Below are 22,513 nucleotides of genomic sequence, written 5' to 3' on the forward strand. Positions count from 1 at the left end.
CACCCGTCCCCCCTCTACCGTGGGCGACCCAACAAAAATCCTCTTCGCGGTTAACACACACCCCACCCGGTGGGTCTACAACAAATAAACCGGGCCGCCCGCGCCCCCCGCCGCGCCCCGACCAGGAGCTACTACTCCAGTAATAGCCCAGCAGCTTCGGTGCCCTCGTTCCGCGCGGTGTGTGGTGATCCGCTCATGCACCTCGGGGTCCACTATGCGCCGGAGCGTACGAGCGCAACCCGAGACGGCGGGCGAGAAATCGCAAAACCTGCACTTGCCAGACGATCTATACCTCAGACCGCCGCCCACGACCAGCACGAGTACGCCGAAGACAACTCATGCCAGGCCCGTGACCAGCACCTTCACGATGCACACCGCTCAGTGGTACCACCACAAGAGTTGAGCCAGAGCCGCTTCCCACCGGCACCATCAGCCGTGGATCAAACTGTCAGCTGCCTCCGCGAAGGCTCGGACGCGCGCGGTGTGACGGTCAGTCGGCCAGACCAGGACCCATTCCAGGGCAGGGGCGTCGCTGATGGTGAGGTAGGCGATGTCGGGGCGCGCGTAGTAGCGGCGGGCGTGGGCGCCGGCGGGGAGAGCGCCTTGGCCGGCGCCGACGAGGTGAGTGCCTCCTGGAACGTCACGGCCGTCGGATCTGCGGTGGCGGGAGGAGTGTCGGCCTGGCAGGACGGGGTTGCCGTGTGCCCCGGAGGCCGTATCTGGGGGACGTGTGTCACGTCGGCGGCCAGGACGCTTGCGCGGCGGGCGAAGGCGTGGCTGACGGGAACCGCGAGCACTTGCGCCTCACGCGCCAGGACCGAACCGTGGGTCAGGTCGGGGTCGTCGATGGGCAGAGTCGTCAGCCCAAGGTCTACCTCTCCCGAACGGATCCGTCGCAGCATCTGGTCGACCTGCACTTCCTGGATGCGCACCTGGCAGTCGGGCGCCTGCTCGCGGAAGACCTGCGTCACACCGGCCAGGAGCTGCGCGGCGGCGGCGCTGACGAAGGCGACATGCAGGGCACCGGACAGGCCGCCCCCCCCCTCCGTCTCGGTCGCGCGCTGTACCGCGGCCCCCAGGCTGTCCCAGCCGGATCAGGTGTCGACTGACAGTTCGCCGGTCGATCACAAGACCGATACTGACAAGTTCGTCGCTGATCCGTGGCACGGACCACTCGTGCTCGCGGCGCCAGAACTCGATCTGCTCGATGACCCGTGCTGGAGTCGCGTTCGGACTCCGGTGCGGACTCGACGGCCGGTCTTGCAATCCCGCATCACCGTATAGCCGCCAGCGATTTACCCACTTGTCGGCGCATGCGCGAGAGATACCCGTCTCAGCGGCGACGTGGGCAATAGGACGTGCCTGCCACCGCTTCATGAGCCGCCTACGGCGCTCGACGCTCAGGGGCGCATTCGCGTGGGGCACTCATCGTCCTCTCGAAGTCAGACGACGGCAGGCGCGACACCTATCGTGCGCGCCTGCCGCGTTGCGGCCTTTCAGTCCTGCGGTGCGACGCGGATACGGTTCCCGTCAGGATCGGCTGCGAGGAAGGTCAGCCCGAACCCCGCATCATGAGGCTCGTGCAGGATCGTGACGCCCTTGGACTGCCACTGCTTGAAGGTCGCGTTGATGTCGTCGGGTCCACCGTCGATGGCCAGGCAAACCTCACTGGTGCGCGAGACGTCCGGTGACAGATGCTCGAACTGGCCGGACCACAGACCGAGGTCAGCGCCTGGCCCGAGGTCGAAGGTGATGTATCCCGGAGTCTCGAACGAGGGGCTCATGCCGAGGAGGTCGCCGTAGAAACGAGCTGCGGCGGGAGCGTCGTTCACGTAGACGATGGACACGACGGATGTGAGCATGCTTGTTCCTTCTCGCAGGTGGCAGGTACGCATCCACCAGCCTGACCGGGATATGCGCCGCATCGTGTCGCAATTCCTGAAAACCTTGGTGTGTGACGCCAGACCGCTTCTTCTCCCTGATGCTGCTCCTCGAATCGAGGGATGCCGTGACCACACAGGAGCTTGCCTCGGCGCTCGGGGTGTCCCTTCGAACCATCACCCGGGACCTGAACTGGCTCCGCGACGCCGGTCTGCCGGTGACCGCACAACGGGGCCGCCTCGGAGGCGTGACCATGCTGCCCGGATCCGGACTCGACCTCACGCGACTCACACCGGGCGAGCGTGATCATCTGTCGCTCACCGGGCTGGATGAAAAGCAACGTGCGGAGCTCAACGCATCGGTCGAAAGCCAGCGCGCGCTCTCCAAGATCGCCGCTACACAGCCACGTCGAGTTCATGAACTCCTGCCGCTCACCGACGTAGTGCACGTGGACAGCCGTCCCTGGCTCCAGGCCCGTGCTTCCGGCACGACTCCGGCTTCGCTGATCGGCGCAGTGCGGCGCAGTCGCCGACTACGGATCGAGTACGACAGCCCCCACGAGTCATGCCCACGCGACCTGGTCGTGGATCCCTACGGGCTGTTCGCCAAGGCCGGCATCTGGTACCTCGTCGCCGACTGCGCCCGAGTGCCACGGATGTACCGACTTGAACGGATCACGACGTGGAAAGAAGTCGACCAGCCACGACGGATCCGCGAGAACCAGACGCTGGCCACCGTCGCTGCAGCGCTCATTGCTCAGTGGGAACACAACCACGCGATAGAGGTCAGCGCCACCATCGACCAAACCCAGATCGAGCGAGCCCAACGGATCTTTGGCCAACGACTCGTCCGGGACGGCCATGAGGAATCCGCCACCGGCCACAAGGTGACGATCCGCTTCCTGCATCTGGAGGACGTGCGAGCACTACTGCCGTTCGGGAGCGCCATCACTGTGCACGGCCCCACCGAAGCCAGGGCTCACCTCAGCGACCTCGCCACCAATCTTGCCCACCACTATGCGCCGTCACCAACGTCCTGACACGCAACAACTAGCCGGTGAACGCTTCGTTGGAGGCGATGGCGATGCTGTTCTTCTCCTCCTGCTCGGTCAGCACCTGGAAGAGCCTCTGGGCGCCGCAGCGGTCGAGTTCGAGGGAGCCGAGTTCGTCGATTTCGAGCACGTCGACGCGTCCGTAACGGGCGATGGTCCTGCCGAGTTGCTTGTCGTCGGCGGCCCCACACCTGCTGTCTGCTCGCCCTATTCCTGGGTGGCTGGATTTACCTCAGCTGCGCCACCTGACCACCACTCACAGCCGGTTGGTCCAGACGACAAAGGCCGCCGGTCTGTAGCGACTTCATCGGAACGGTGGAGGAGGATCTCACAGGTCGGCGATGCTCCCGGTATGGGGGATTTTTCACAGCAGGAATATCGCCGGATGCTCGATCTCGCAGTTGCCGTTCTGGAAAGCAGGGATCCCGAGACTCTCTGGCATCTCGTGGGCCAGGAGGTGATCCATGTCCTGCACGCCACTACAACGATCTTCGTGGAGCTGCACTGGCGGAGCAAGACGGGGCACGCGGTGGGGTGGGCCCCCACGTGGGTGGGCAGTACGCCGCTTGCCGATCTCGTAGGGCGCAGGATGCACCAAGGACATCCGCTGTCCCGCTATTCCGTGAAGGGTGAGCGCACTCCGATCACCGTCGACGAAGTGGCCGATCGAACCGCCTGGTTGAAGTCGGACTGCTACAACGAGGCCTACGAAGTCTATGGAACGACCCGTCAGATGGTGCTGGCCCTGCCCCTCCCGGGGGAGGTGATAAGCGGTTTCATCATGGGACGCGCCGGGCGGAACTTCACTGACCGCGAGGTCGCTCTGGCCTCCGGCATACAGCCGCTGCTGCGCAGCGTGGACGTCCATCTACAGGAGTTGGCGGCTACGCAGTGCCGCTCCGATCGAGCTGTCCTCCACGCTGGAGCAGCGTGCCGCCGCAATCGGCATCACCCCGCGCGAACTGACCGTTCTTGGTCTACTGGCCGAGGGGCTGACCGCGGCCGCTATCGCCCACCGCCTAGGCATGTCGGTCAGTACCGTCAACACCCATTTGGAACGCATCTACTGCAAGCGCGACAGCTGCGACCGGCTCACCACCGTGCTCCGTGCCCGCGAACTGCACTTGTGGGGTTGACGGCGCATCCGGCGTCCCCAACGAACCATGCACCGGTAGGAAATTCTTCCGATGGCCGACTTCCTGGTCGGCGACGAACCTGCTTCTGGAGCGCGGCGACCGTCACGAGGACCGCACCGCGTTCAAATCGGGGGGCCGAGGGAGTTCCCCATCCGCTCTCTCTTCGTCACCTCACAGAACTCCGAAGGCGCCTTCCCACCCAGCGGATACACGGCCATCCCTCACGACCTGAACAAGGGGGAAGCAGGCTGCTACCTGCGCTTCTGCTACACGACCGACCTCGACGCTGGAGACCCTGTCACCGGCCTCAACGTCCTAGCCGGCCCGAAGGCGACCCCACCAGTGGAGGACGGGCGGGAGCCGTGCCTCTCGTCTACGCCCGGTCATGAAGCCTTCTGCAGCTCGCCTGCACACGTGCACGCCGACTGCACTGAACGATCCGACTTACAACGGCTAACACAATGAGGTGGATCGTCCCAGATGGCCGTGCGCAGGGCGGCAGTTGAGCGTTCGGGCCGGTGTGGGGAAATCGCCGTGGATCGTGTCGGATGAGCTGTGGGATCGTCTTGAACCGCTGCTGCCGAAGCGTGAGCGGCGCTTCCGGTATCCGGGGCGCAAGCCGCTGCCGGACCGGGAGGTGCTGTGCGGGATCCTCTACGTGCTGCACACCGGGATCCAGTGGGAGTACCTGCCACAGGATCTCGGCTTCGGCTCGGGCATGACCTGCTGGCGACGGTTACGGGACTGGAACGAGGCCGGCGTCTGGCAGCGACTGCACGAGGTCCTGCTCGCCGAACTGAATGCGGCGGCGAAGCTGGACCGGTCCCGCTGCGTGGTCGACTCCTCCCACGTCAGGGCCCTAAAGGGGGAGCCACATGGGTCCGTCGCCGGTCGACCGGGGCCGAGCCTGCTCGAAGCACCACCTCCTCACCGACGGGCACGGCACCCCACTCGCAGTTCTGCTGACCGGCGGCAACCGCAACGACGTCACCCAGATCCTGCCGCTGCTCGACGCCATCCCGCCGGTCCGCGGTCGCGTCGGCCGGCCCCGCCGCAGGCCAGACTCCCTTCGCCGACCGCGGCTACGACCACGACATCTACCGCGACCAGGTCCGCAAACGCGGCATCGTGCCCGCGATCGCCCGCCGCGGCACACGACATGGCACCGGACTGGGCACCTACCGCTGGGTGATCGAGCGCAGTTTTGCGTGGCTACACGGCTTCCGGCGACTGCGGATCCGCTGGGAACGGCGAGCAGACATCCACGAAGCCTTCCTCAAGCTCGCCTGCTGCCTTGGCGCCTGCGCGGACGCCCCGGCTTCCCAGCGACGGGCGAAATGCCGTCGACCAGGGCCAGGGTCTTCGCTGGCATTGGCCGCAGTGGTGATGCCTTGAACGGGGTGCCTTTCCCGCCGCAGATCAGGTGGTGTTTACAGATCTGTCCGGAGCCGACCCCTGCTCCACCGGCAGCAGTTGCCAGCTGACGTCGTTACAGAGCACGTACAGGACGCCCGCTGCGGCAGCGGCCGCGCCTCTACGACGGCCAGGGCGATTCGTCGGTGGCCGGGACGCCTTCCAAAGGAAGGCGATCGCGGTAGTACTCCGACTCCAACCAGTCCTCCTTCACGAAGACCGGCCGCGACATTCGCACGCCACCGACCTCCTGTGAGCGCAGAAGGACCCCCAGATCGGTCAGGGCGAGGGAGCCATCGAGGGTGTACAACAAGCAACTCCCGCACTCGGCGGCGTAGTCAAGGAGGAACTGGTGCGCCTGCTCGGGATCGCGGCCGGCCAGCGCAAAGCCCGCCAGCAAGACCTGCGGACCCCTGACCGCATCCAGGGCAATGCATGCCAACTCGCCCGCGTCGTAGAACACCTTCACCCCATCCGCGAAGTCCTCCTGCCCGTAGGGGCCGCCCACCAGTTCCTGCGGCTCAGAGACCCGAAGCGCGTTGGCGACCTCGGCCGGGCTCATCCCGAATCGCAAGGCCCCCACACCGACTCCGGGCAACAGCTCCCAGTGCTCCCGTCTCTCGCTCCTGCTCACGCGATCCGCCCCTTCAAGCGACCATCTCCTATGGCCCGGCATCACGCGCGAGACCAGCGCCCAAAGTGCCAGCTGCACCGGCCGAGCGCCAACTGAAGCGCTAGGGGCTTTCCTTTGGATCATCGGGCGGCCCAGAGGAACATGCCTGCGATGTGAAGCCCGGCCAGGTAGATGGTCGCGGTCTCTCGTAGCGGGTGGCGATGGCTCGCCACTGTTTGGGGCGGTTGATGCACCGCTCGACGGTGTTCCGTTGCTTGTAGGTCTCGCGGTCGAAGGCTGATGGTCTGCCGCCCCGGCTGCCCCGTCGCAGCCGATGGCCACGCTGATCCGCCGGTACCGGGATCACCGCCCGGATGCCGCGTTTTCGCAGGTGTTGGCGGATTGCGCGGGAGGAGTACGCCTTATCCGCCAGGACTACGTCCGGCCTGGTGCGCGGCCGCCCGCGCCGTCGGGGAACGCGCAAGCGGGTCTCATGACGTCGGTAAAGGCGGGCGCGTCACCGGCCTGTCCGGCGGTGAGAACGAACGCGAGGGGCCGGCAGCGGTCGTCAGCAGCGAGGTGGATCTTGGTGGTCAGTCCGCCGCGGGCCCGGCCGATGGGTGATCGTCCGGTTCACCGGCCAGGGCCCCTTTTTGCGGGCCCCGGCCGCATGCTGCTGAGCACGCACGATGGTGGAGTCCACCGAGACAGCCCTTGTTGGTGACCACCCGGGTATGCAGGGCGTCCGTCTTCCGCAGCACGAGCAGCACATCGTGAGGCATCGTCGACTGCGACATGCCCAGCCAACGACCCAGCTCCGCACTCCAGATATACGACTGCAGATCGTACTTCCGCCCCTCCGGCGCCCGCGACTTCGCGTACAACCACCACTGGCAACCGCGCCGCGTCCTCTAGCCCAGCCAGCGACTCATCCGCCAGCAGCGCCCGGATCGCGGCCAGAGGCCGCAGCCGCATACGCCGCCCCAGTCGCAGCGGATCCTCCAGGTCGCTATGACCACGGCTACGCCGACAGCGAGTACGACGTCGTCGCCATCGACCGTGGCCCGCGCGCACAATGCCCGGCGTGGCAGATCGCGGTGCGCGGCAAGGACGGCCTGGTGCGCGAGCAGTGCTTGCGGTGGGGTTCCCGCACGGACTGGGTGGTCGCCCAGCCGACGGCTGGTGCTTCCGCGGATACCTCGTAGGCCTGACTGCTGCCTCCCGGGCAGCCGGGCAGCCGGGCAGCCGGGCAGCCGGGCAGCCGGGCAGCCGGGCAGCCGGGACGCAACGAGGGCAATGGAAGGTGGGGGGCATGCTCCGAGCCATCACGAGCAGCACCCATTGCCGGAGCCGAAGGACGAAGGGATCTGGGGTTGCTGGCTCGAGGGGTCATTGAGCAGGCTTCGGCTGATCCATAGGGGCGAACATAAGTAAAGCGCTGGCCTGCTCGCTCCCTGTTACAGGCAGCGCCGTCTAGCGTAGGCTCGTGAATATCAGGCGAGCCTGGCAGGGCACACCGGGTGCTGCGGCTAAAGGGGTCCGACAGTTGCAGGTGTCCTTCTTCTGGATGATGGACCTGCGCCGGTTTCGCTGGGTACTCCTGGTCGACGCTTTGATTTTTCCCGTAACAGCCGTCATCGATATGACGATGGGAGGGAGCGACCAAGCTATCACAGGGCTCCTGAGAATTGCAGTCGCAGTAATTAATTTGGTGGCCTGGTTCGATATTCGGCGACATGTGGTCGCGACTGCACTTCCGCTTCCTCCTTGGGGCCTCCCGAGCGTTGTCGCGGGGCAGGCCTCGGTCATTCCTTTCCTCTGGTTTCCATTCTGGATTGAACTCGGTGGGGACCTTCACGACGCTCTCGACATTTCGCTGCTGATCCTGACGGGAGTGCTGTTCTTTTTCGCTGCGGCTGTGACTCTGGGTGCCATTGTCGGGCGGCAGGGATCCCTGACTGTGACCTGGGGTATCGTCGTTGCCCTATTGCCTCTTCTTGGCATCCTGCAATTCTGGTATATGACCTTTTACAGGCCAGCGCATGAGCGTCCACGCGTAAACGTCGTCGCTGAACTTGACGAGACAGGGCGCCACAGGGGCGTTAGCCATATGCGAGGGACCGTCACGTTGGAGAACGTTGGAGAGGCTGAGCTTGATGTCCTCGGAGCGTTCTATACAGTCACGGGTCACGACATGGGTTCCGCCGGTCACGTGATGACCGATAATGACGTAAGAAGAGCCTTGGACAAGCCAAAGGTGGGTTGGCGGGAAGGCGGCGGTGAAACAAAGGTACTGAAAGTTGGTCGCCTGATCCGGCATGGCGGCCACTTCACCCGGGGGCAGAAACTGAAAACGTCATTTGTCTTCGACGTCAAGAATGATCGACAGGAGAAGCTAAGGCTGAACGTTGCCCTTTCCCTGCTCAACAGGGAAGGCGATTTGAACCAATTCACGCAGTGCTCCAGTGACGACTCGTATGTGTGTTTCCAAGCCGAGCTGCCTTCTCAGAGTCTTCTTCGATACGTACTCGGCGACAGTCCAGTGACCCGTGTCTCCCTTATTCGCCCGTCAAAGGATGTTCCCGTTCCGCACTTGGCGACCGAATTCCTGGCGCTCAGTTGGGATGCCGAAGCCAAGCCGGAATATCAGGCAGTGCAGAAGATTGACATCTTCCGGGACAGCCGAGGAGTAACGAGCAGCGTCGAATACCGATTGGACCCCTAGGGCACTTCGCGGAGTCTGACGGACGGGGTCGACCACGAATCGTGATAGGCCACTGCGGCGATCGTCGGCCGTCGTCGCGGAACTCGGCCGCCTGGACCGCAGGTGCACTACGCATGTCATCGCGCATGCACATGCTCGTAATCGGCCAGAGGCAGCACCGTACGCCGCGGCGGAGCCGGAGCAGCCAGCACAGGTGATCGACCTGATGGCCGCGCCGCCAGGGCACCGGAGTAACGAGGGTGAGCGGGCTTGGATAGCCCGGCCGGCTCGTCGGGCGCCGCCGCGGCCGAGGTAGCTCAGCAGGGCGTCCCACTTCTGGGACCCGGGTGGGAGGGCAACTGCTCCTGCACCTGCATCACCTTCCATCGCGATGCTGACTCTGACGGGGCTCGCCATGTCGGGCGCACAGGAGGAGGACGCGAGCCTGGCGTCCGGGCTCTTCAACACCGCGCAGGCGGTGGGCGGTTGCCTGGGCCTGGCGATGCTCTCGGTCTTGGCGACGAGCCACACCGACGGCCTGCTCGACCGGGGCGCGGAGGTGGTGGCGGTCGCGGCGCAGGGGTATCAGCTGGCGTTCCGGATGGCGACGGCGTTCGCGGTGGCGGCACTGGCCCTGGCGGAGGCCGTCCTGCGCGAGCGGCCGTCCTGAACCGGACGCCGGGACGGGGCGGCGGGCCGATACCCGCCGCCCCTGTGCGGTTTCCCGGTGTCAGACGAACGCCTGCCGGTGGTCCGCTGCCCACTCCCGGTATGTCCGTGCCGGCTTCCCCAGCACCTCCGGGACGTCCTCGGTGACGACCGCGTTGCCGCCTCCGCGCACGAAGGCGGTACCGGAGAGGATGCCCTCCGCCTGTGCGTCGTCGAAGCCCCACACGGTGAGCAGATGGTCGCGTGTCTCCTCCGGGGAGAGCTCCCGCGTGGCGACCGGTCGGCCGAGGATCGAGGCGAGGTGGGCGGCCTGTCCCGGAACGCTGATCATCTCCGGCCCGGTCAGCGTGTACGTCCGCCCCGCGTGGCCGTCGTCGACGAGGACCCTTGCCGCGACCTCCGACACGTCACGCGGATCGATCACCCCCGACAGTCCGTCAGCGGTCATGTTCGGCACCGGCTCGCCCTGTCGGATCGCCGGCGCCCAGCTCAGCGTGTTCGAGGCGAACGACGAGGGCCTCAAGATCGTCCACTCGGCCCCGCTGTCCCGTACCGCCCGCTCACCGGGCACATGCCACTCGCCGGACGGGCCGACGTCGGGATCGCCCGTCGCGATCGCGGAGAGCTTGACCAGCCGGTGAACGCCCGCCGCGCGGGCCGCCACCACCAGTGCCTGGTCGTGCCGCGAGCCCGGGCCGGGTGCGCCCAGCAGGAACGCGGCCGTCACCCCGGACATCGCCCCCTCCAGGGAACCGGGGTCGAGGTAGTCCCCGCGTACCACCTCCACGCCCGGGGGCACGCGGGCCTTCGCCGGATCCCGGGTCAGGGCGCGCACCTTCTCGCCGCGCGCCGAGAGCTGCCGTACGACTTCACTGCCGATGGTGCCGGTAGCACCCGTCACAAGAATCATGTCCACAACGGTGGGCGCCGGACGGCGCCGGACTCTTGGAAATTCCGGCACGGTTCACGGGCCCGGACGGGTGTGCGCCCGGCTTACGGTGGAGGGGTGACGAAGACCATCTCCCGGCAGGTCCTGCGCACACCCGAGGCACTGCGCCCGTGGGTCACGGGTATCGGTCCCGTGTCCGTGGGCGCGGAACCGGCGGAACCGTACGTCCACCTGCCGGACGCCACCACGAAGCTGATCTTCCGCCTCGGGGAGGACGGCCGCCGCAGCACCCTGGTCGTCGGTCCGCGCACTCGTGCCTCGTACCACCGGGGCAAACGGTTCGTCTCCTGCCTCGAGATGCGGCTGACGCCCGGTGGCACCCGGCCCCTGCTCGGCGTGCCGGCGGTCGAGCTGGCGGGCCGTGCGGTTCCCCTGGGCGACCTGCCCGGCGGCACCGCGGGCCGGCTGGCCGCCGAACTGGGGCGGCTGGACCCGGAGGATGCGGTGGCGCACCTCGCGGACGTGCTTTCCGAGCGGCTCGCGTCCGCCGCCGACCGTTCCCGCACGGAACTCGTGCGCGCCGGTGTCGACGCGATGTCGGTCAGAGCTGGCCGGCTCCCCCGGCCGGTGGGCGACGTGGCCCGCGAACTCGCCGTCAGCGAGCGGCAGTTGCGCAACCTGTTCGCCGAGGGGGTCGGCCTGTCCCCCAAGCACTACGCCCGCATCGATCGGGTGCGCACGGTGCTGTCCCACGCCGTCACGCACCCCTGGGCCGAACTCGCCGTCGCCACCGGCTACTACGACCAGTCCCACATGACGTCCGACTTCCGCACGCTGATGGGCGTACCGCCCCGGTCGTTCTTCACCGGCCGCCTCCCGGACCCGCAGCCCTGCCGGGCCGTCGCCCGCCGCTGACGGAAGGCCGCCAGTGACAGAGCCAGACCCTGGCCACCGTCGCTGCAGCGCTCATTGCTCAGTGGGAACACAACCACGCGATCGAGGTCAGCGCCACCATCGACCGCGCGGTCCGTGTCCACGCGGCCACCGACAATGCCTCCTGCCCGCTGGAGTGGAGCTGTTCCTGCCACAGGAAATGGGCAAACGATCACCAGCGGCGAAAGCGGGCCGGGGCCCCCGACGAGATCGGGCATGTCTCCAACACCCGTCTGGCTCTGGGGCCTGTGGACCGTCCGGCCGGGCAAGGGCTGGCGGTGCCGGTGATCGTGGCCGATACCGGCTACGGCCGCATGACCTTCCGGCTCGCTTTGGAGGAACGTGGCTTCTCCTACGTCCTGTCCGTGGATCCGAAAGAGATCGCTCGCCCGTTAACAGCCGAGCCGTATCAACCCGTCTATGGCGGGCTGGGCCCGCCCACCCTGCCTCGCTACGGCGAACCGGCCCACCCTCTGCCCGATCTCCTCAGCGCCTCAACTTCATTCCAGCGTTTCACCGTGCTCCAGGTGCGGCCGTCGGGCAGGGAAGCCTGCCGCACAGCCCAAGAACAGGCCGGCGGACGCAGCCACTGAGAGGGGGCGCTGCCGTTGAAGACGCTGCTGGTTGAACAGCCCGAGCAGGCACCTGAGCCGACCGGCTACTGGATGACCAACATGCCCGCTATCCAGGCGATCATGTGACTCCCCCCGTGCCTGGGTCGTTGTTGCGAGCATGGGACGGGGCGATCTGACAGATGCCGGGTGGGAACGGTTGCGGCCATTCCTGCCAGTGAGCAATGGACGTTGGGGCCGGTGGCGGGATCACCGGCAGATGATCGACGGAATCTGCACCGGTTTCGGACCGGCGTGCAGTGGCGGGATCTTCCCGAGAAGTACGGCCCTGGAAGACCGTCCGTGAACGCCACCACCTGTGGTCGGCCGACGGCACGTGGGAGCGTCTGCTGCAGCAGGTCCAGGCCTCGGCCGACGCCGCGGGCGAGATCGACTGGGACGTCTCGGTCGACTCCACCATCGTGCGGGCTCATCAGCACGCGGCCGGTGCCCGGACCGGACCGCCGCCGACGCCCGCGTCAAAGGGGCCAGAACGGCAGAACACCAGGGCGAAACACCGTGGCAGAGCCTGCTCACCCGGCTGGTGGAGGTGGTCCGGTGCCCGCGTCCCCTACGACGAGGTCTGTCTGCCCGATGTGCGGCTGGCTCCAATCCAATTTGTCAGCGGCCGCCGCCATCTACTCTGCGCCGAGAAGCAGTTCCAGCACGGCGTCACCGGCTGACGAGGTGAGCCAGGGTTCCTGAGCCACGCCGTACCGCCCATCCGTGCCAAACGCGGACGATCCCGTCAGCGCCCCAACGTCCTCTACGCCGACCGCGGTTGCGACCACAACGTCCACCGCCGCCAAGTGCGTGAGCTGGGCATCCGCACAGTCATCGCCCGGCGCGGCACCGAGCACGGAAGCGGCACGGAAGCGACCTGGGCAAGAACCGCTGGGTCGTCGAAGCGGCCTTCGCACTTCTGCGCCGGTTCCGCCGACTGCGTATCCGCTGGGAAATCCGCGCCGACATCCACCAGGCCTTCCTCTCCCTCGGCTGCGCAATCATCTGCTGGCGGCGCCTCAAAAGACAGTGCTGGTCTGAGCCCTCAGCCCGAACCGGCGACCAGCGCCTCGCCGAGCGGGGTGCGCCGGTAGAGCACCGACCGTCCGGACCGGGCGCGGACGAGCAGCCCCGCGCCTCGCAGGATGGCGAGGTGGTCTCCCACCGCGCCGGGTGCCATGGCGAGGCTTCGGGCGAGGTGGCTGGTACTGGCGGGGGCGTCCAGCGCCAACAGCAGCCGGGCTCGGGCCCGGCCGACCAGAGCGGTCAGCGCGTCCGGTTGGGGGACGGTCGCCTGTTCGCCCCACAGGGCGGCGGTGCCGCGGGCAGGATAGACCAAGGTCCTGGGCCAGGGGTCTTCGAGGTGGGCGGCGATGTTCCCGACGAAGACCGAAGGGATCAGCAGTAGCCCGTCGCCGGCGAGGCGGACGTTTCCGACCGGGGGGAAGTGGCCGATCTCGATACCGCCGTCGCGCCAGACGATGCTCGGGTGCAGGCTCTCGATGGTCGTGGCCCACCCGTGTTCGCCGATCACACCCACTCGGTGCACGACATCGCGCTCACAGATCGCGCGCAGTTGCGGCCAGTCCGTGGCGAGCAGCTCGTGCCACGCCTGGTCCATCGCCTCGGCGATCCTGGAGACGGCGTCCGTGGAGTCCAGCACTGCGCGTACGCGGGGATCATGGGCGGACGGGCCGGTCGCGGTGGTGGCGAATTCGTGGCGGGCCGCTTCCAGCGGTGTGGCCCGGATCGTGGCCAGGTCGTCTGCCCAGGTCTGGTTGAGGCCGCGCGGGGGCGGGGCGACGAAGTTCGGTCCGGATTGCGGGTTGTGCAGGGCGAGGGCGGCGTCCAGTTCGGTCTCGCGGCGAAGCCGTTCAAAGGCAGGGAGGAGCCGGGTGGCCCAGGCTCGCGGCAGCGGCCGGTTCTGGCCGACGAGGGACCGTAGCAGTAAGCAGAGGTCCATCGCGGGCGACAGTGCGAAGCGGCTGCGCAGCAGGTCCTCGACGGAGACTTCGAAGCGGAGCACCCTGCGATGCTACCGCCGGGCGTCTGTTTCGATTCGTCCAGCGACGAATCATTGGTGAGTGACGTGGGCGCACGGCGAGGCTGCGCGTCATGACCCCAACCGCCGAACCCGCGCAGGTCAACCACCGTGCCACCTACCGGGAGGTGCTGACCGAGCCGCGATTCCGGCTGCTCTTCTCGACCCGCGCCGTCGCGATCACTGCGGGCTCGCTGCGGGTCACCACGTTCTCGGTGCTGGTCTTCACGGCCACCGGCTCCGCGCTGTTGAGCGCACTGGCCTTCGGCATCGGCTTTCTCCCGCAGTTGTTCGCCTCGCTGCTGCTGGGCTCAATGGCCGACCGACTGCCGCCCCGCGCGCTCATCGCCGGCGGATACGCCTTGGAGTGTGCCGCCGCCCTGCTGCTCGCCCTGGTGCGGATGCCGATCGCGGCAAGCCTCGGTGTCGTGGCGCTGGCCGCCCTCGCCACACCGGTGTTCGGCGGCGCGTCGAGCGGCTGGTCGCGCAGTGGCTGAAGGGCGATGCCTATGTACTGGGCCGTTCACTGAACAACATCGCCTCCTCTGGCGCGCAGTTGTTCGGTCTGGCGCTGGGAGGTGCGGTCGTCGCGGTACTCGGCCCGCGCCGGGCGCTCGCGGTGAGCGCCGCCCTCTACCTCGGCTGCGCGCTCGCTGTCCGCATCCGGCTACCTCGGCTGGAGCTGGGAGAGTTCGGCGGCACACCCGGCAGCGCTCGGGGCGACGGCGGGGCCGTACGGGCAAGCCTGCACGGTGCCGGCCTGCTGCTGCGCGGACACACGGTACGGCGACTGATGCTGGCCCAGTGGCTACCGCCCGCGTTCGTAGCGGGCGCGGAAGGTCTGATCGTCGCCTACGCGGGAGGACGGCACTTCGCGCCCGGCTGGTACGCGGTGCTGATGGGCTGTCTGCCGGTCGGCATGCTTGTCGGTGACCTGCTGGTGGGTCGACTGCTACGGCCACCCACCCGGGAGCGACTGGTGGTTCCGTTGATCGCGCTGACGGGACTGCCGCTGGTCGGCTTCGCCACCGAGCCAGGAGTGGGCGTCTCGTCCTGTCTGCTGCTGCTCTGCGGCTTCGGATTGGCCTACGGTCTCGGCCTGCAACGGCCGTTCCTGGACGCCCTGCCGCCGGATGGCCAGGGCCAGGCCTTCGGTCTGCTCGGCTCCGGCAGCATGACGCTGCAGGGCGTCGGCCCGGCCTGCTTCGGCTCGGTGGCCGCAGGCATCGGAACAGGCGGCGCAATCGCCCTGGCAGGCGGCGCAGTGGTGCTTACCGCCGGCTGGATTCTCACCTGGCACCCCTCGCAGGTCGGGTCTGCCGCGAGCGGTCACGTACCCCACCCCCGTTGCGGACCACGTACGGGATCTTGAGACCACGAAAAACCCATGGAAGGTTCATGCCACATGATCGATGAATTCGCGAAGGCCAACCTGCACGGGAGACTGCGGCGGGACCGCGAGGCGCTGCTCTGGAAACTCGACGGCTTGTCCGAATACGACGCCCGCAGACCTCTGACGGCGACCGGGACCAATCTCCTCGGCCTGGTCAAACACGTGGCCACCGTCGAGGCCAGGTACTTCGGCGAGGTCTTCGACCGCGCTTCCCCGGAACCGCTGTCCCGGTGGCAGGACTCCGACGGCAGCGATCAGTGGGCGACCGAGGACGAGACCCGCGATCAGATCATCGGGTTCTACCGGCGCACGTGGGAACACTCGGACGCGACGATCAACGAGCTTCCCCTCGACACCCCCGGCCACGTGCCGTGGTGGCCGGAGCCGTATCCCAACACGAACCTGTTCGCCATCCTGGTCCATGTCCTCGGCGAGACCATCCGGCATGCCGGGCACGCCGATATCCTGCGCGAGGGCCTCGACGGCCGGACCGGGGTGCGCGCCGAAAACGAGCAGCAGATCGACGAGGAAGCCCGTGCAGCCTACTGGGCGAAGATCGAGCAGGCCGCCAGGTCGGCCGCATCAATAAAGGCTTAGTCGGATATATCGGGCAGCCTGACATCCTCTCCCCCAGCCGGCGCTTGCGATTTCCGAGCACCGGCCACCTGATATGCCCGCGTCACCCGAGGTGGGCGTTCAGTTCCGCGCCTTCGTCGTCCTCGTCCAGCTCGAGCGCGTCCGCGTCGCTCAGCGGGCGCAGGGCGCCGGCGGTCGGGGTTCCATGCGGTGAAGCTGTAGCGGCCGAGCAGGTTCAGGTTGCGGTGCTTGAGAGGGAGAGCCGGGTGATGGCCTCCTCGCGGATCGCGTAACCCTCGGCCCGGTAGCGGGGCGACGGCGGCGTCGACGTAGCGGGTCGTCCAGAGCACGATGGTGCCGAGGACCAGACTGAGCGAGCCGGGCTGGTCCTCCACGCCGTCCCGGTACGCCTGGTGGATGGGGCCGTGCTTGCCGTGGCACACGGCCCGGGCCAGCTTGTGGCGGGAGATCGCTAGGGGTCGCGCTGGTGATCCAGGCGATCGGCATGGCGCTGCCCGCCGTCGTCAGCGGGCCGGCCGCTGCCCTGGTCTCGGCGGTCCTGTTCGGTGCCACCTTCCTCGGCGTCAGCACGATCGCCCTGGCCGTCGGCGCGCCCACCTGCGGTTCCCCCGATCGGCCGCGCTGCTGACCGCCGGATACTCCCCCGGCCAGATCGTCGGCCCGCTCGCCGGCGCCCCGGTGCTCGGGCACGGCTACCGCCAGGCCCTGCTGCCGGCCGCCGCCGTCGTCGTCCTCGCCGCGGCCGCCGTGCTGCGGATCGGTTTCCCGCACCACATGCTCGTAGTCCGGCACACAACTCCCGATCGGCGGCGAGAATCGACGGAGGAAACCGACCCCGGGGTACTCGCCCCTCACCCGGCCGACTGGCGTGGAGCCGCTGATGACCACCGCACGGGATCTCGCGATCGTCGCCCTGGAGGCGGCACCCCACCGTCCGCTGGAGCAGGGCGACCTGTCGCTCGCGCTCGCGGCGGCCGAGATGTTCGACCTCATCGAGGCCCGGGCCCTCGTCCTGGACGACGACCTCATCAGGCCCAGCGCACAGGCGCCTACGGGCGACCGCCTGCTGGACGAGGCCGCCTCCTCTCTCGTACGACAGGACCCATACGAGTCGGTCGAGGACTGGCTGTGGCGCCGGGGCCGCGGACTGTCCGCGGCCTATGTCGCGGATCTGGAGCACCTGGGGCTCACGGCCCGGCCGCGGGGCCGCCGGATTCCGCTGCGGAGCGGGCGGACGGTGCCGGTCGACTCGGCGGCGCGACGCCAGGCCGAGGAACGCTGGGCGTCGGGCGAGCCGCTCCTCGCCGCCCTGGCGGCCGCCGCCGGGATCCGGGACGAACCGGCCGACGCCACCGAGGACTTCACCGACGAGACGGTCACGACCGTGCTGGCCGCCGTCGGCAACGCGGTGCGGGAGCTGGAGGCCGTACGGCAGCGGCGGGCGATCGAGGACGCCGCCTTCGACAACGTCTGGCGCGGCTACTAGGGCCGAAGGTCAGCGGGCACCGAGCAGCGCCAGGCAGTTGTCCCACAGAGGCGTCAGGCGCTCGGTGCTGTTGTAGAGCCTGGAACATCACCTGACCCTCCAGCTGAGCCACCACCGCCCGCGCGGCTTCGCGCGTGTCCGCGACGGCGACATCGCCGCGCTCGCGGGCCTCTATGACGACCGCCTCGACCTGTCGACCTGCGCGTCGAAGATCTCCTGCAGCCGCCCGCGGACGGCCTCGGTCTGGTTGCTCAGCTCCAGGTGAGGTTCCCGAACAGACAGCCCGACACGGTCCCGCACCCCTCCTGGACGGCGCGCTGGCCCGCCTCCGTCTCCTCGGACTCGAAGAAGTAGCAGAAGCTGCCCTTCGGCACCCCTGCGGCCTTGCAGATCTCGGCCACGCCCAGGGCCGAGTAGCCACGCCCCTCGATCAGCTAGTGCGCGGCGCCGAGGATCTTCTGCTTGGCGTCACTGGTTCACTGGTACGTCCCACGACGCCGGCGTCCGTAAGTACCAGACCGGTCGGCTAGGAGCGTGTCTCAGTAACCGGCAACCCGCGTGCGCCTTGTGATCATTCATGTGGGGTGATCCCGATATGCGCGATGGGGGCTGGCCATTCGAGCTGGTTGTCGCGCTGTGGAACAGCCCGATCTCCGGCACAGCCTGATCGAACAGAGCGCCGCCTTCGACCGTCCCTGCCATAGTGGGCGCATGTATTTGATCAAGTATGGCCACGCCTGTGTGCGCCTGGAGGCGGACGACCGGGTGCTGGTGATCGACCCGGGGACGTTCTCAGAGGCCGAAGCGCTCGACGGGGTCGACGAGGTGCTGGTGACTCACGAGCACCCCGACCACCTCGACGTCGCCAAGCTCGTGGCGGCGAGTCAGCGCAACTCCGCGTTCCGGGTGTACCTGCCGTCGGCAGCGATCGAGTCGGCCCCCGAGCTGGGCGGCGCGGCGGTCGCCGTCGAGGCGGGGCAGCGGTTCACAGCGGCCGGGTTCGCCGTCGACGTCGTAGGTGGGGCACACGCCGAGATCTACGACGGCCTGCCCGGCTGCGCCAACGTCGGTTTCGTCGTCGACGGCACGGTCTACCACCCGGGCGACTCGCTGTTCGTCCCGCCATCGCCGGTGGAGACGCTGCTCGTGCCGGCTGCCGCACCCTGGCTCAAGCTCTCCGAGGCGCTGGACTTCGTGCGGGCGGTGCGGCCGAAGCGGGCGTTCCCGATCCACGACGCCACACTCAACGAGCTCGGCCAGGAGTACTTCGACGGCTGGTTGGACTTCAAGGGCGGCACCGAGTACGCGCGCATCCCGGTCGGGGAGTCCGTGACGATCCGCTAGGAGCGTGTCTCAGCAACCGGCGGCCCGCGTGCGTCTCGCGATCATTCGTGCGGGATGATCCCGGTATGCGCGACGGTGATGGGCTGTTCGAGGTCGAGCCGGACGGGTCGAAGCGACCGCAGGCTCGTGCGGCGGCGGTGGGCAGGCGGTTCCGGGTGTTCGACCCGCACCAGGTCCTGCTGCTGCCGCCGTCGCTGGACGACTGGCTGCCCGAGGGCCATCTGGCCCGCTTCGTCGCCGACCTGGTCGACGAGGCGCTCGACTTGTCCCAGATTCTGGCGAACTACACCGAGAAGCGCGGCTACCCGCCCTACGACCCCAGGCTGATGGTCCGCCTGCTGATCTACGGATACACCACCGGCGGGCGCTCCTCCCGGGCGATCGAGCGCCGTTGTGTGGACGATGTCGCGTTCCGGTTCCTTGTCGCCGACCAGGCCCCGGACTTCCGCTCGATCGCCCGATTCCGCCGCCACCACCTGGACGCCCTGGCCGACCTCTTCCTCCAGTCGCTGCACCTCGCGCAGAAGCTGGGCATGGTCAAGATGGGCCGCGTCGCCCTGGACGGCACGAAGCTGGAAGCGAACGCCTCCAAGCACAAGGCCATGAGCTACGGCCGGCTCATCGACAAGGAGGAACGCGTCGAGGCGGAGATCGCCGCCCCGGAGGCCACGGCCGCCGCGCTGCTCGCGGATGCCGAGTCGACCGACGCGGACGAGGACCGGCTCTACGGTGTCGACGGCAAGGACGTCGATCTTCCCGCCGAACTGGACCGCCGCGAGAAGCGCCGCGCCAGGCTGCAGGCCGCCCGCGCCCAGATCGAGGCCGAGGCCGCCGCCAAGGCCCGCAAGCACGCCGAGGACAAGGAACGCCGCCGCCAGCAGCGCGCCGGCACCAGCGACGAGCAGGCGGTGGCCGCCGCAAAGACGAGGCCGAAGCCGAAGGCCCAGGCCAACTTCACCGACCCCGACTCGCGGATCATGAAGAACAGCGACGGCGCCTACATCCAGGCCTACAACGCCCAGGCCGTCGTCGACGAGCAGCACCAGGTCGTCACCGCCGCCGACGTGACGACCAACTCGTCGGACGCGCTGAACTACACCGCGATGCTCGACCAGTCCGCCCACAACACCGGCGCCCACCCCAAGCAGGCCCTCGTTGATGCCGGATACTGCTCGGAGACGAACCTCGAAGCCGCCGGGGAGCGCCAACTGGCCTGCGGAACCGACACGTTCACGGCCACCGCCGACTCGGCCCCGACGAGCAGGTCCCGCCGGCACCCCGTGGACGCATCCCCAAGAACGCCACCCTGAGGGAGCGCATGGCCTGCAAGCTGCGGACCAAGCCGGGCCGTCAGGCATACAGCCGACGCAAGGCCATCGTCGAACCCGGCTTCGGCCAGATCATGACCTGCCAGAACGGGCGACAGCTCCTCCTGCGCGGCGAGGACGGCGCCCGAGGCGAGTGGCGGCTGCTGGCCGCCTGCCACAACCTCCGCAAGATCTTCCACCGCACCAGCGCCGCCGGACTGGCCGCGGCGCTCGCCTGACCGCCGCCAGCCAGCGGCCCTGGGCGCCGATTCCCCGCCCCCAGGACGACACCTCCGACGCCAGCAGGCACGCGCCGAGCGGCCGACGACCGATCCCGCTGATCACGACCGCTCGGCCGCTTGCCGGTTACTGAGACACGCTCCTAGCCGTGCCGCACCCTGCTCAGCGGGGCGATCGCGTTCTCACGCATCGGTACCTTGCGCGCCGGGGCGCTGCTTCGGGGCGTCGACGACGGCCCGTTCCAGCACGGCGGTGTATTCGAGGACTGTGCCGGGCTGGACGTCGTCCGCCGGCTTGACCTGGACAGCGCGGCTGCCGAGATAGGTGTACGTCTTGGGGTCGAAGACCCACTCGGTGCGGTCGCCGCTCTTCTGGTCGACGTGGGCCAGGGCAATGCCCTCGCGTCCCGCGGCGTCCTTGACATGCTCCACCACCACAACCCCGGGGATCTTGGCCGCCGCCCGGTACAGCGCCGCGTTCAGCTTCGCCGGTGCGAGCTGCTCCCTGAGCAGGTCACCGACCGTGGCGAATGCCTCCTGGTCCGGGGAGTTCCCCTGGCCCTCGGTCTCCTTGTAGATCTTCTTCAGCAGGACGTCCGGGTCGGTGGGCAGCGTCTTGAGGTAGTCGTAGGAGGGGGCGTTCAAGCTGCGCTCGACGTTACTGTCGAGAGTGATGCCGCCCTTGGGCTGGTAGCCGGGCTCGTCCAGCCAGCCCTGCTTGCCGTCGGGGGAATTCCAGACCTCACGGATGTGCAGGGGCTGGACCAAGGTCTTGGACTCGTCCGCGTCGGTGTGCGAGACGACGAGGTAGGAGACCTTGCTCTTGATGTAGATGTACTGGCCCGGGCCGGGTTCGGGCGTCTTGCGGGTCAATGCGGCGGCGGCGATGTGCTCGACGGTGGAGGCGAGCTGGGCGGTGCTGCCGGGCTCGATGCGGACGACCGGAGCTTCGACCGGGGGCGGTGTGGCCACACCCGGGCCGCTGCCCCCGGGGCTGGTCAGCGCGGTGAAAGCGATCGCGCCGGCCAGGGCGGCGGCGGTGACCGGGATGCCGATCAGCAGGACACGGCGTGCCGGGCGGCGGGACGGCGCGGGGGCGGACGCGGTGGACTGGATCTCGTTCATCAGGTGTTCCTCGAGAAGCAGGTGACGGTCGAGCGACAGGTGCGGGTCTCCCGGCGCCGGCAGCAACCGGGCCAGCTCCGCGTGGTCCAGCGACTCCTCACGCCGAGACTTCTTGCGGATCATTCGGACCTCTCCTCGTACGACTCGTGTGACCGGGCCGCAGAAGTGCGGCCGCCCTGTACTTGTCCGTTGCGCGGTCGCGGTTCCGTGCGTTTCTTCAGTTCTTCGTCGGCCAGCTTGCTCAGCCGTCTGCGGGCGCGGGACAGGCGCGAGCGCACAGTGCCGACCGGGACGCCGAGCACGGCCGCCGCCTCCGCATAGCTGAGCTCGGACCACACACAGAGTGTGAAGACCTCGCGCTCGCTCCGGTTCAGCTTCTTCAGTGCCCTTTGGGCGGCAGCCAGTTGGTCGGCATCGGCTATGCGGCCGACGAGTTCGTCGGCGAAGTCCGGGACCGTGTCCTTGGCCGGCAGGCGCTCCAGAGACCGGCGGTGGCGGCGCGCGGCGCGGGTGGTGTTGCGCAGTACGTTCACGGCGATGCCCATCAGCCAAGGGCGCGGACTGTCGCCCTCGTCCCGCAGCTTGGCGCGCAGCCGCCACGCCTCCAAGAAGGTCAGCGAGACGATGTCCTCGGCGACGGTCCAGTCTCCGGTCACACGCACCGCGTGCCGGTGGACCAGTCGGGCGTGGTCACGGAAGAGCTCGCGGAACGCCTCGGGGTCGCCTGCCCGTATCCGGGTGTGCAATGAGTAGTCCACGTCAAGCCTTGTCCAAGCGGCGAAGCAGGTTCCGGTGACATGCGTCACATGGTCAGGAGAAATGGGGCTCCGCGGCCCCGTGTTGGCCAGTCGGGCCAGCGGCGGCTTCGCCGTCCAGCCGTTGTCGAACTGTACGCAGCCAAGCATCGAGCGTCGTCCGGCGACCACTCCTGTCGCACACCCGCTCCTTGTCGTCGAGCCTCCGGGCATTCACCGGCCAGCCCAATGAGGGCGCCGCTGCACAGGGAAACGGCAGCCGCGAACCCCCGGAACTTACTCGCTGCGCGACGGGCGCCGGTTCTTCACCGCCGCCCTGGTGG

General features: G+C 68.3%; 19 protein-coding genes and 9 pseudogenes. 16 read left to right on the forward strand and 12 right to left on the reverse strand.

The genetic code is table 11. From position 1 onward, the window contains the following. Nucleotides 1-440: 440 nt before the first annotated feature. From ACIBU0_RS33175 to ACIBU0_RS33185, 3 genes and pseudogenes are all read right to left on the reverse strand, one after another. Nucleotides 441-1,079: a LysR family transcriptional regulator substrate-binding protein gene (locus tag ACIBU0_RS33175; RefSeq protein WP_398826639.1), complete on the reverse strand. Its 639-nt coding sequence runs from the start codon at nt 1,077-1,079 to the stop codon at nt 441-443. A 4-nt stretch (nt 1,080-1,083) separates the two neighbouring features. Beyond that, a pseudogene (locus tag ACIBU0_RS33180) lies at nt 1,084-1,425 on the reverse strand (helix-turn-helix domain-containing protein); the annotation flags it as partial. A gap of 71 nt (nt 1,426-1,496) precedes the next feature. Then, nucleotides 1,497-1,862, reverse strand: coding sequence for a VOC family protein (locus ACIBU0_RS33185; RefSeq protein WP_398825974.1), 366 nt, complete (start codon nt 1,860-1,862; stop codon nt 1,497-1,499). A 92-nt stretch (nt 1,863-1,954) separates the two neighbouring features. Here ACIBU0_RS33185 and ACIBU0_RS33190 point away from each other — a divergent pair, with 92 nt between their 5' ends. Continuing rightward, nucleotides 1,955-2,920, forward strand: a complete 966-nt coding sequence (locus tag ACIBU0_RS33190) for a helix-turn-helix transcriptional regulator (RefSeq protein ID WP_398825976.1) — start codon at nt 1,955-1,957, stop codon at nt 2,918-2,920. Nucleotides 2,921-2,933: 13 nt separating this feature from the next. On the opposite strand, the pseudogene ACIBU0_RS33195 reads toward ACIBU0_RS33190, so the two are convergent. Beyond that, a pseudogene (locus ACIBU0_RS33195) lies at nt 2,934-3,116 on the reverse strand (ATP-binding protein); the annotation flags it as partial. Nucleotides 3,117-3,894: 778 nt separating this feature from the next. Between ACIBU0_RS33195 and ACIBU0_RS33200 the strand changes: the two are divergent. Continuing rightward, nucleotides 3,895-4,068 carry a LuxR C-terminal-related transcriptional regulator gene (locus tag ACIBU0_RS33200; RefSeq protein WP_398826641.1) on the forward strand — a complete coding sequence of 58 codons (174 nt, stop codon included), beginning with the start codon at nt 3,895-3,897 and terminating at the stop codon, nt 4,066-4,068. Nucleotides 4,069-4,588: 520 nt separating this feature from the next. Continuing rightward, nucleotides 4,589-5,364, forward strand: a pseudogene (locus ACIBU0_RS33205) (IS5 family transposase); the annotation flags it as partial. Nucleotides 5,365-5,602: 238 nt separating this feature from the next. Here the strand turns inward: ACIBU0_RS33205 and ACIBU0_RS33210 are convergent. Together ACIBU0_RS33210 and ACIBU0_RS33215 are read right to left on the reverse strand one after the other, a co-directional pair. Further along, nucleotides 5,603-6,115, reverse strand: coding sequence for a hypothetical protein (locus ACIBU0_RS33210; protein WP_398825978.1), 513 nt, complete (start codon nt 6,113-6,115; stop codon nt 5,603-5,605). 119 nt (nt 6,116-6,234) lie between these two features. After that, a pseudogene (locus tag ACIBU0_RS33215) lies at nt 6,235-6,712 on the reverse strand (IS5 family transposase); the annotation flags it as partial. Between the two features lie 868 nt (nt 6,713-7,580). Between ACIBU0_RS33215 and ACIBU0_RS33220 the strand changes: the two are divergent. Continuing rightward, nucleotides 7,581-8,819, forward strand: coding sequence for a hypothetical protein (locus tag ACIBU0_RS33220; protein WP_398825981.1), 1,239 nt, complete (start codon nt 7,581-7,583; stop codon nt 8,817-8,819). Between the two features lie 370 nt (nt 8,820-9,189). Then, nucleotides 9,190-9,468 (forward strand): hypothetical protein, encoded by a 279-nt coding sequence (locus ACIBU0_RS33225; RefSeq protein WP_398825984.1) that lies wholly within the window; start codon nt 9,190-9,192, stop codon nt 9,466-9,468. Between the two features lie 60 nt (nt 9,469-9,528). Here the strand turns inward: ACIBU0_RS33225 and ACIBU0_RS33230 are convergent, their stop codons facing one another. Continuing rightward, nucleotides 9,529-10,377, reverse strand: a complete 849-nt coding sequence (locus ACIBU0_RS33230; RefSeq protein ID WP_398825987.1) for an SDR family oxidoreductase — start codon at nt 10,375-10,377, stop codon at nt 9,529-9,531. 96 nt (nt 10,378-10,473) lie between these two features. Here ACIBU0_RS33230 and ACIBU0_RS33235 point away from each other — a divergent pair, with 96 nt between their 5' ends. From ACIBU0_RS33235 to ACIBU0_RS33250, 4 genes and pseudogenes are all read left to right on the forward strand, one after another. Further along, the gene (locus ACIBU0_RS33235) at nt 10,474-11,271 is read left to right on the forward strand and encodes a helix-turn-helix domain-containing protein (protein ID WP_398825990.1); all 798 of its coding nucleotides are present in this window, start codon (nt 10,474-10,476) and stop codon (nt 11,269-11,271) included. 98 nt (nt 11,272-11,369) lie between these two features. Further along, complete coding sequence (locus tag ACIBU0_RS33240) at nt 11,370-11,882, forward strand: transposase (RefSeq protein ID WP_398826643.1); 513 nt, start codon at nt 11,370-11,372, stop codon at nt 11,880-11,882. 139 nt (nt 11,883-12,021) lie between these two features. Next, nucleotides 12,022-12,362 (forward strand): annotated as a pseudogene (locus tag ACIBU0_RS33245) (IS5 family transposase); the annotation flags it as partial. Between the two features lie 239 nt (nt 12,363-12,601). After that, nucleotides 12,602-12,930, forward strand: a pseudogene (locus ACIBU0_RS33250) (transposase); the annotation flags it as partial. An 18-nt stretch (nt 12,931-12,948) separates the two neighbouring features. Here the strand turns inward: ACIBU0_RS33250 and ACIBU0_RS33255 are convergent. Continuing rightward, a complete protein-coding gene (locus tag ACIBU0_RS33255; RefSeq protein ID WP_398825992.1) occupies nt 12,949-13,929 on the reverse strand; it encodes a winged helix-turn-helix domain-containing protein in 981 nt (326 codons plus the stop codon). A gap of 89 nt (nt 13,930-14,018) precedes the next feature. Between ACIBU0_RS33255 and ACIBU0_RS33260 the strand changes: the two genes are divergently transcribed. The 3 genes from ACIBU0_RS33260 to ACIBU0_RS33270 are packed head-to-tail and all read left to right on the forward strand — an operon-like array spanning nt 14,019 to nt 15,934. Continuing rightward, the gene (locus ACIBU0_RS33260; RefSeq protein WP_398825994.1) at nt 14,019-14,441 is read left to right on the forward strand and encodes a hypothetical protein; all 423 of its coding nucleotides are present in this window, start codon (nt 14,019-14,021) and stop codon (nt 14,439-14,441) included. A gap of 38 nt (nt 14,442-14,479) precedes the next feature. Next, a complete protein-coding gene (locus ACIBU0_RS33265) occupies nt 14,480-15,316 on the forward strand; it encodes a hypothetical protein (protein ID WP_398826645.1) in 837 nt (278 codons plus the stop codon). Between the two features lie 33 nt (nt 15,317-15,349). Next, on the forward strand, nt 15,350-15,934 hold the full coding sequence (locus ACIBU0_RS33270; protein WP_398825997.1) for a DinB family protein: 585 nt from the start codon (nt 15,350-15,352) through the stop codon (nt 15,932-15,934). Here the strand turns inward: ACIBU0_RS33270 and ACIBU0_RS33275 are convergent. Further along, nucleotides 15,931-16,380: pseudogene (locus tag ACIBU0_RS33275) on the reverse strand (Tn3 family transposase); the annotation flags it as partial. The gene ACIBU0_RS33270 and the pseudogene ACIBU0_RS33275 sit on opposite strands and share 4 nt — an antisense overlap. A 20-nt stretch (nt 16,381-16,400) precedes the next feature. On the opposite strand from ACIBU0_RS33275, the gene ACIBU0_RS33280 reads away from it, so the two are divergent. Continuing rightward, nucleotides 16,401-16,562: a hypothetical protein gene (locus ACIBU0_RS33280; protein ID WP_398826000.1), complete on the forward strand. Its 162-nt coding sequence runs from the start codon at nt 16,401-16,403 to the stop codon at nt 16,560-16,562. A gap of 252 nt (nt 16,563-16,814) precedes the next feature. Beyond that, nucleotides 16,815-17,420 (forward strand): GPP34 family phosphoprotein, encoded by a 606-nt coding sequence (locus ACIBU0_RS33285; RefSeq protein ID WP_398826003.1) that lies wholly within the window; start codon nt 16,815-16,817, stop codon nt 17,418-17,420. A 9-nt stretch (nt 17,421-17,429) separates the two neighbouring features. Here ACIBU0_RS33285 and ACIBU0_RS33290 read toward each other — a convergent pair. Next, nucleotides 17,430-17,854: pseudogene (locus tag ACIBU0_RS33290) on the reverse strand (TetR family transcriptional regulator C-terminal domain-containing protein). Nucleotides 17,855-18,131: 277 nt separating this feature from the next. On the opposite strand from ACIBU0_RS33290, the gene ACIBU0_RS33295 reads away from it, so the two are divergent. Further along, a complete protein-coding gene (locus ACIBU0_RS33295) occupies nt 18,132-18,764 on the forward strand; it encodes an MBL fold metallo-hydrolase (protein WP_398826006.1) in 633 nt (210 codons plus the stop codon). 65 nt (nt 18,765-18,829) lie between these two features. Further along, nucleotides 18,830-20,310 (forward strand): annotated as a pseudogene (locus ACIBU0_RS33300) (IS1182 family transposase). Between the two features lie 183 nt (nt 20,311-20,493). On the opposite strand, the gene ACIBU0_RS33305 reads toward ACIBU0_RS33300, so the two are convergent. Both ACIBU0_RS33305 and ACIBU0_RS33310 read right to left on the reverse strand, forming a co-directional pair. Then, nucleotides 20,494-21,558: a CU044_5270 family protein gene (locus ACIBU0_RS33305; protein ID WP_398826009.1), complete on the reverse strand. Its 1,065-nt coding sequence runs from the start codon at nt 21,556-21,558 to the stop codon at nt 20,494-20,496. Further along, the gene (locus tag ACIBU0_RS33310) at nt 21,555-22,193 is read right to left on the reverse strand and encodes an RNA polymerase sigma factor (protein ID WP_398826012.1); all 639 of its coding nucleotides are present in this window, start codon (nt 22,191-22,193) and stop codon (nt 21,555-21,557) included. Before ACIBU0_RS33310 ends, ACIBU0_RS33305 begins: the two co-directional genes overlap by 4 nt. Nucleotides 22,194-22,513 lie beyond the last annotated feature (320 nt).

Origin of the sequence: Streptomyces sp. NPDC049627 (assembly GCF_044465645.1) — a bacterium.
Taxonomy (GTDB): domain Bacteria; phylum Actinomycetota; class Actinomycetes; order Streptomycetales; family Streptomycetaceae; genus Streptomyces.

Excerpts from the sequence above, each read along its gene's own strand:
- ACIBU0_RS33295 (WP_398826006.1), top strand. The coding sequence starts at position 18,132 with ATGTATTTGATCAAGTATGGCCACGCCTGTGTGCGCCTGGAGGCGGAC.
- ACIBU0_RS33260 (WP_398825994.1), top strand. The coding sequence starts at position 14,019 with ATGACCCCAACCGCCGAACCCGCGCAGGTCAACCACCGTGCCACCTAC.
- ACIBU0_RS33230 (WP_398825987.1), bottom strand. The coding sequence starts at position 10,377 with ATGATTCTTGTGACGGGTGCTACCGGCACCATCGGCAGTGAAGTCGTA.
- ACIBU0_RS33305 (WP_398826009.1), bottom strand. The coding sequence starts at position 21,558 with ATGATCCGCAAGAAGTCTCGGCGTGAGGAGTCGCTGGACCACGCGGAG.
- ACIBU0_RS33270 (WP_398825997.1), top strand. The coding sequence starts at position 15,350 with ATGATCGATGAATTCGCGAAGGCCAACCTGCACGGGAGACTGCGGCGG.
- ACIBU0_RS33285 (WP_398826003.1), top strand. The coding sequence starts at position 16,815 with ATGACCACCGCACGGGATCTCGCGATCGTCGCCCTGGAGGCGGCACCC.
- ACIBU0_RS33185 (WP_398825974.1), bottom strand. The coding sequence starts at position 1,862 with ATGCTCACATCCGTCGTGTCCATCGTCTACGTGAACGACGCTCCCGCC.
- ACIBU0_RS33225 (WP_398825984.1), top strand. The coding sequence starts at position 9,190 with ATGCTGACTCTGACGGGGCTCGCCATGTCGGGCGCACAGGAGGAGGAC.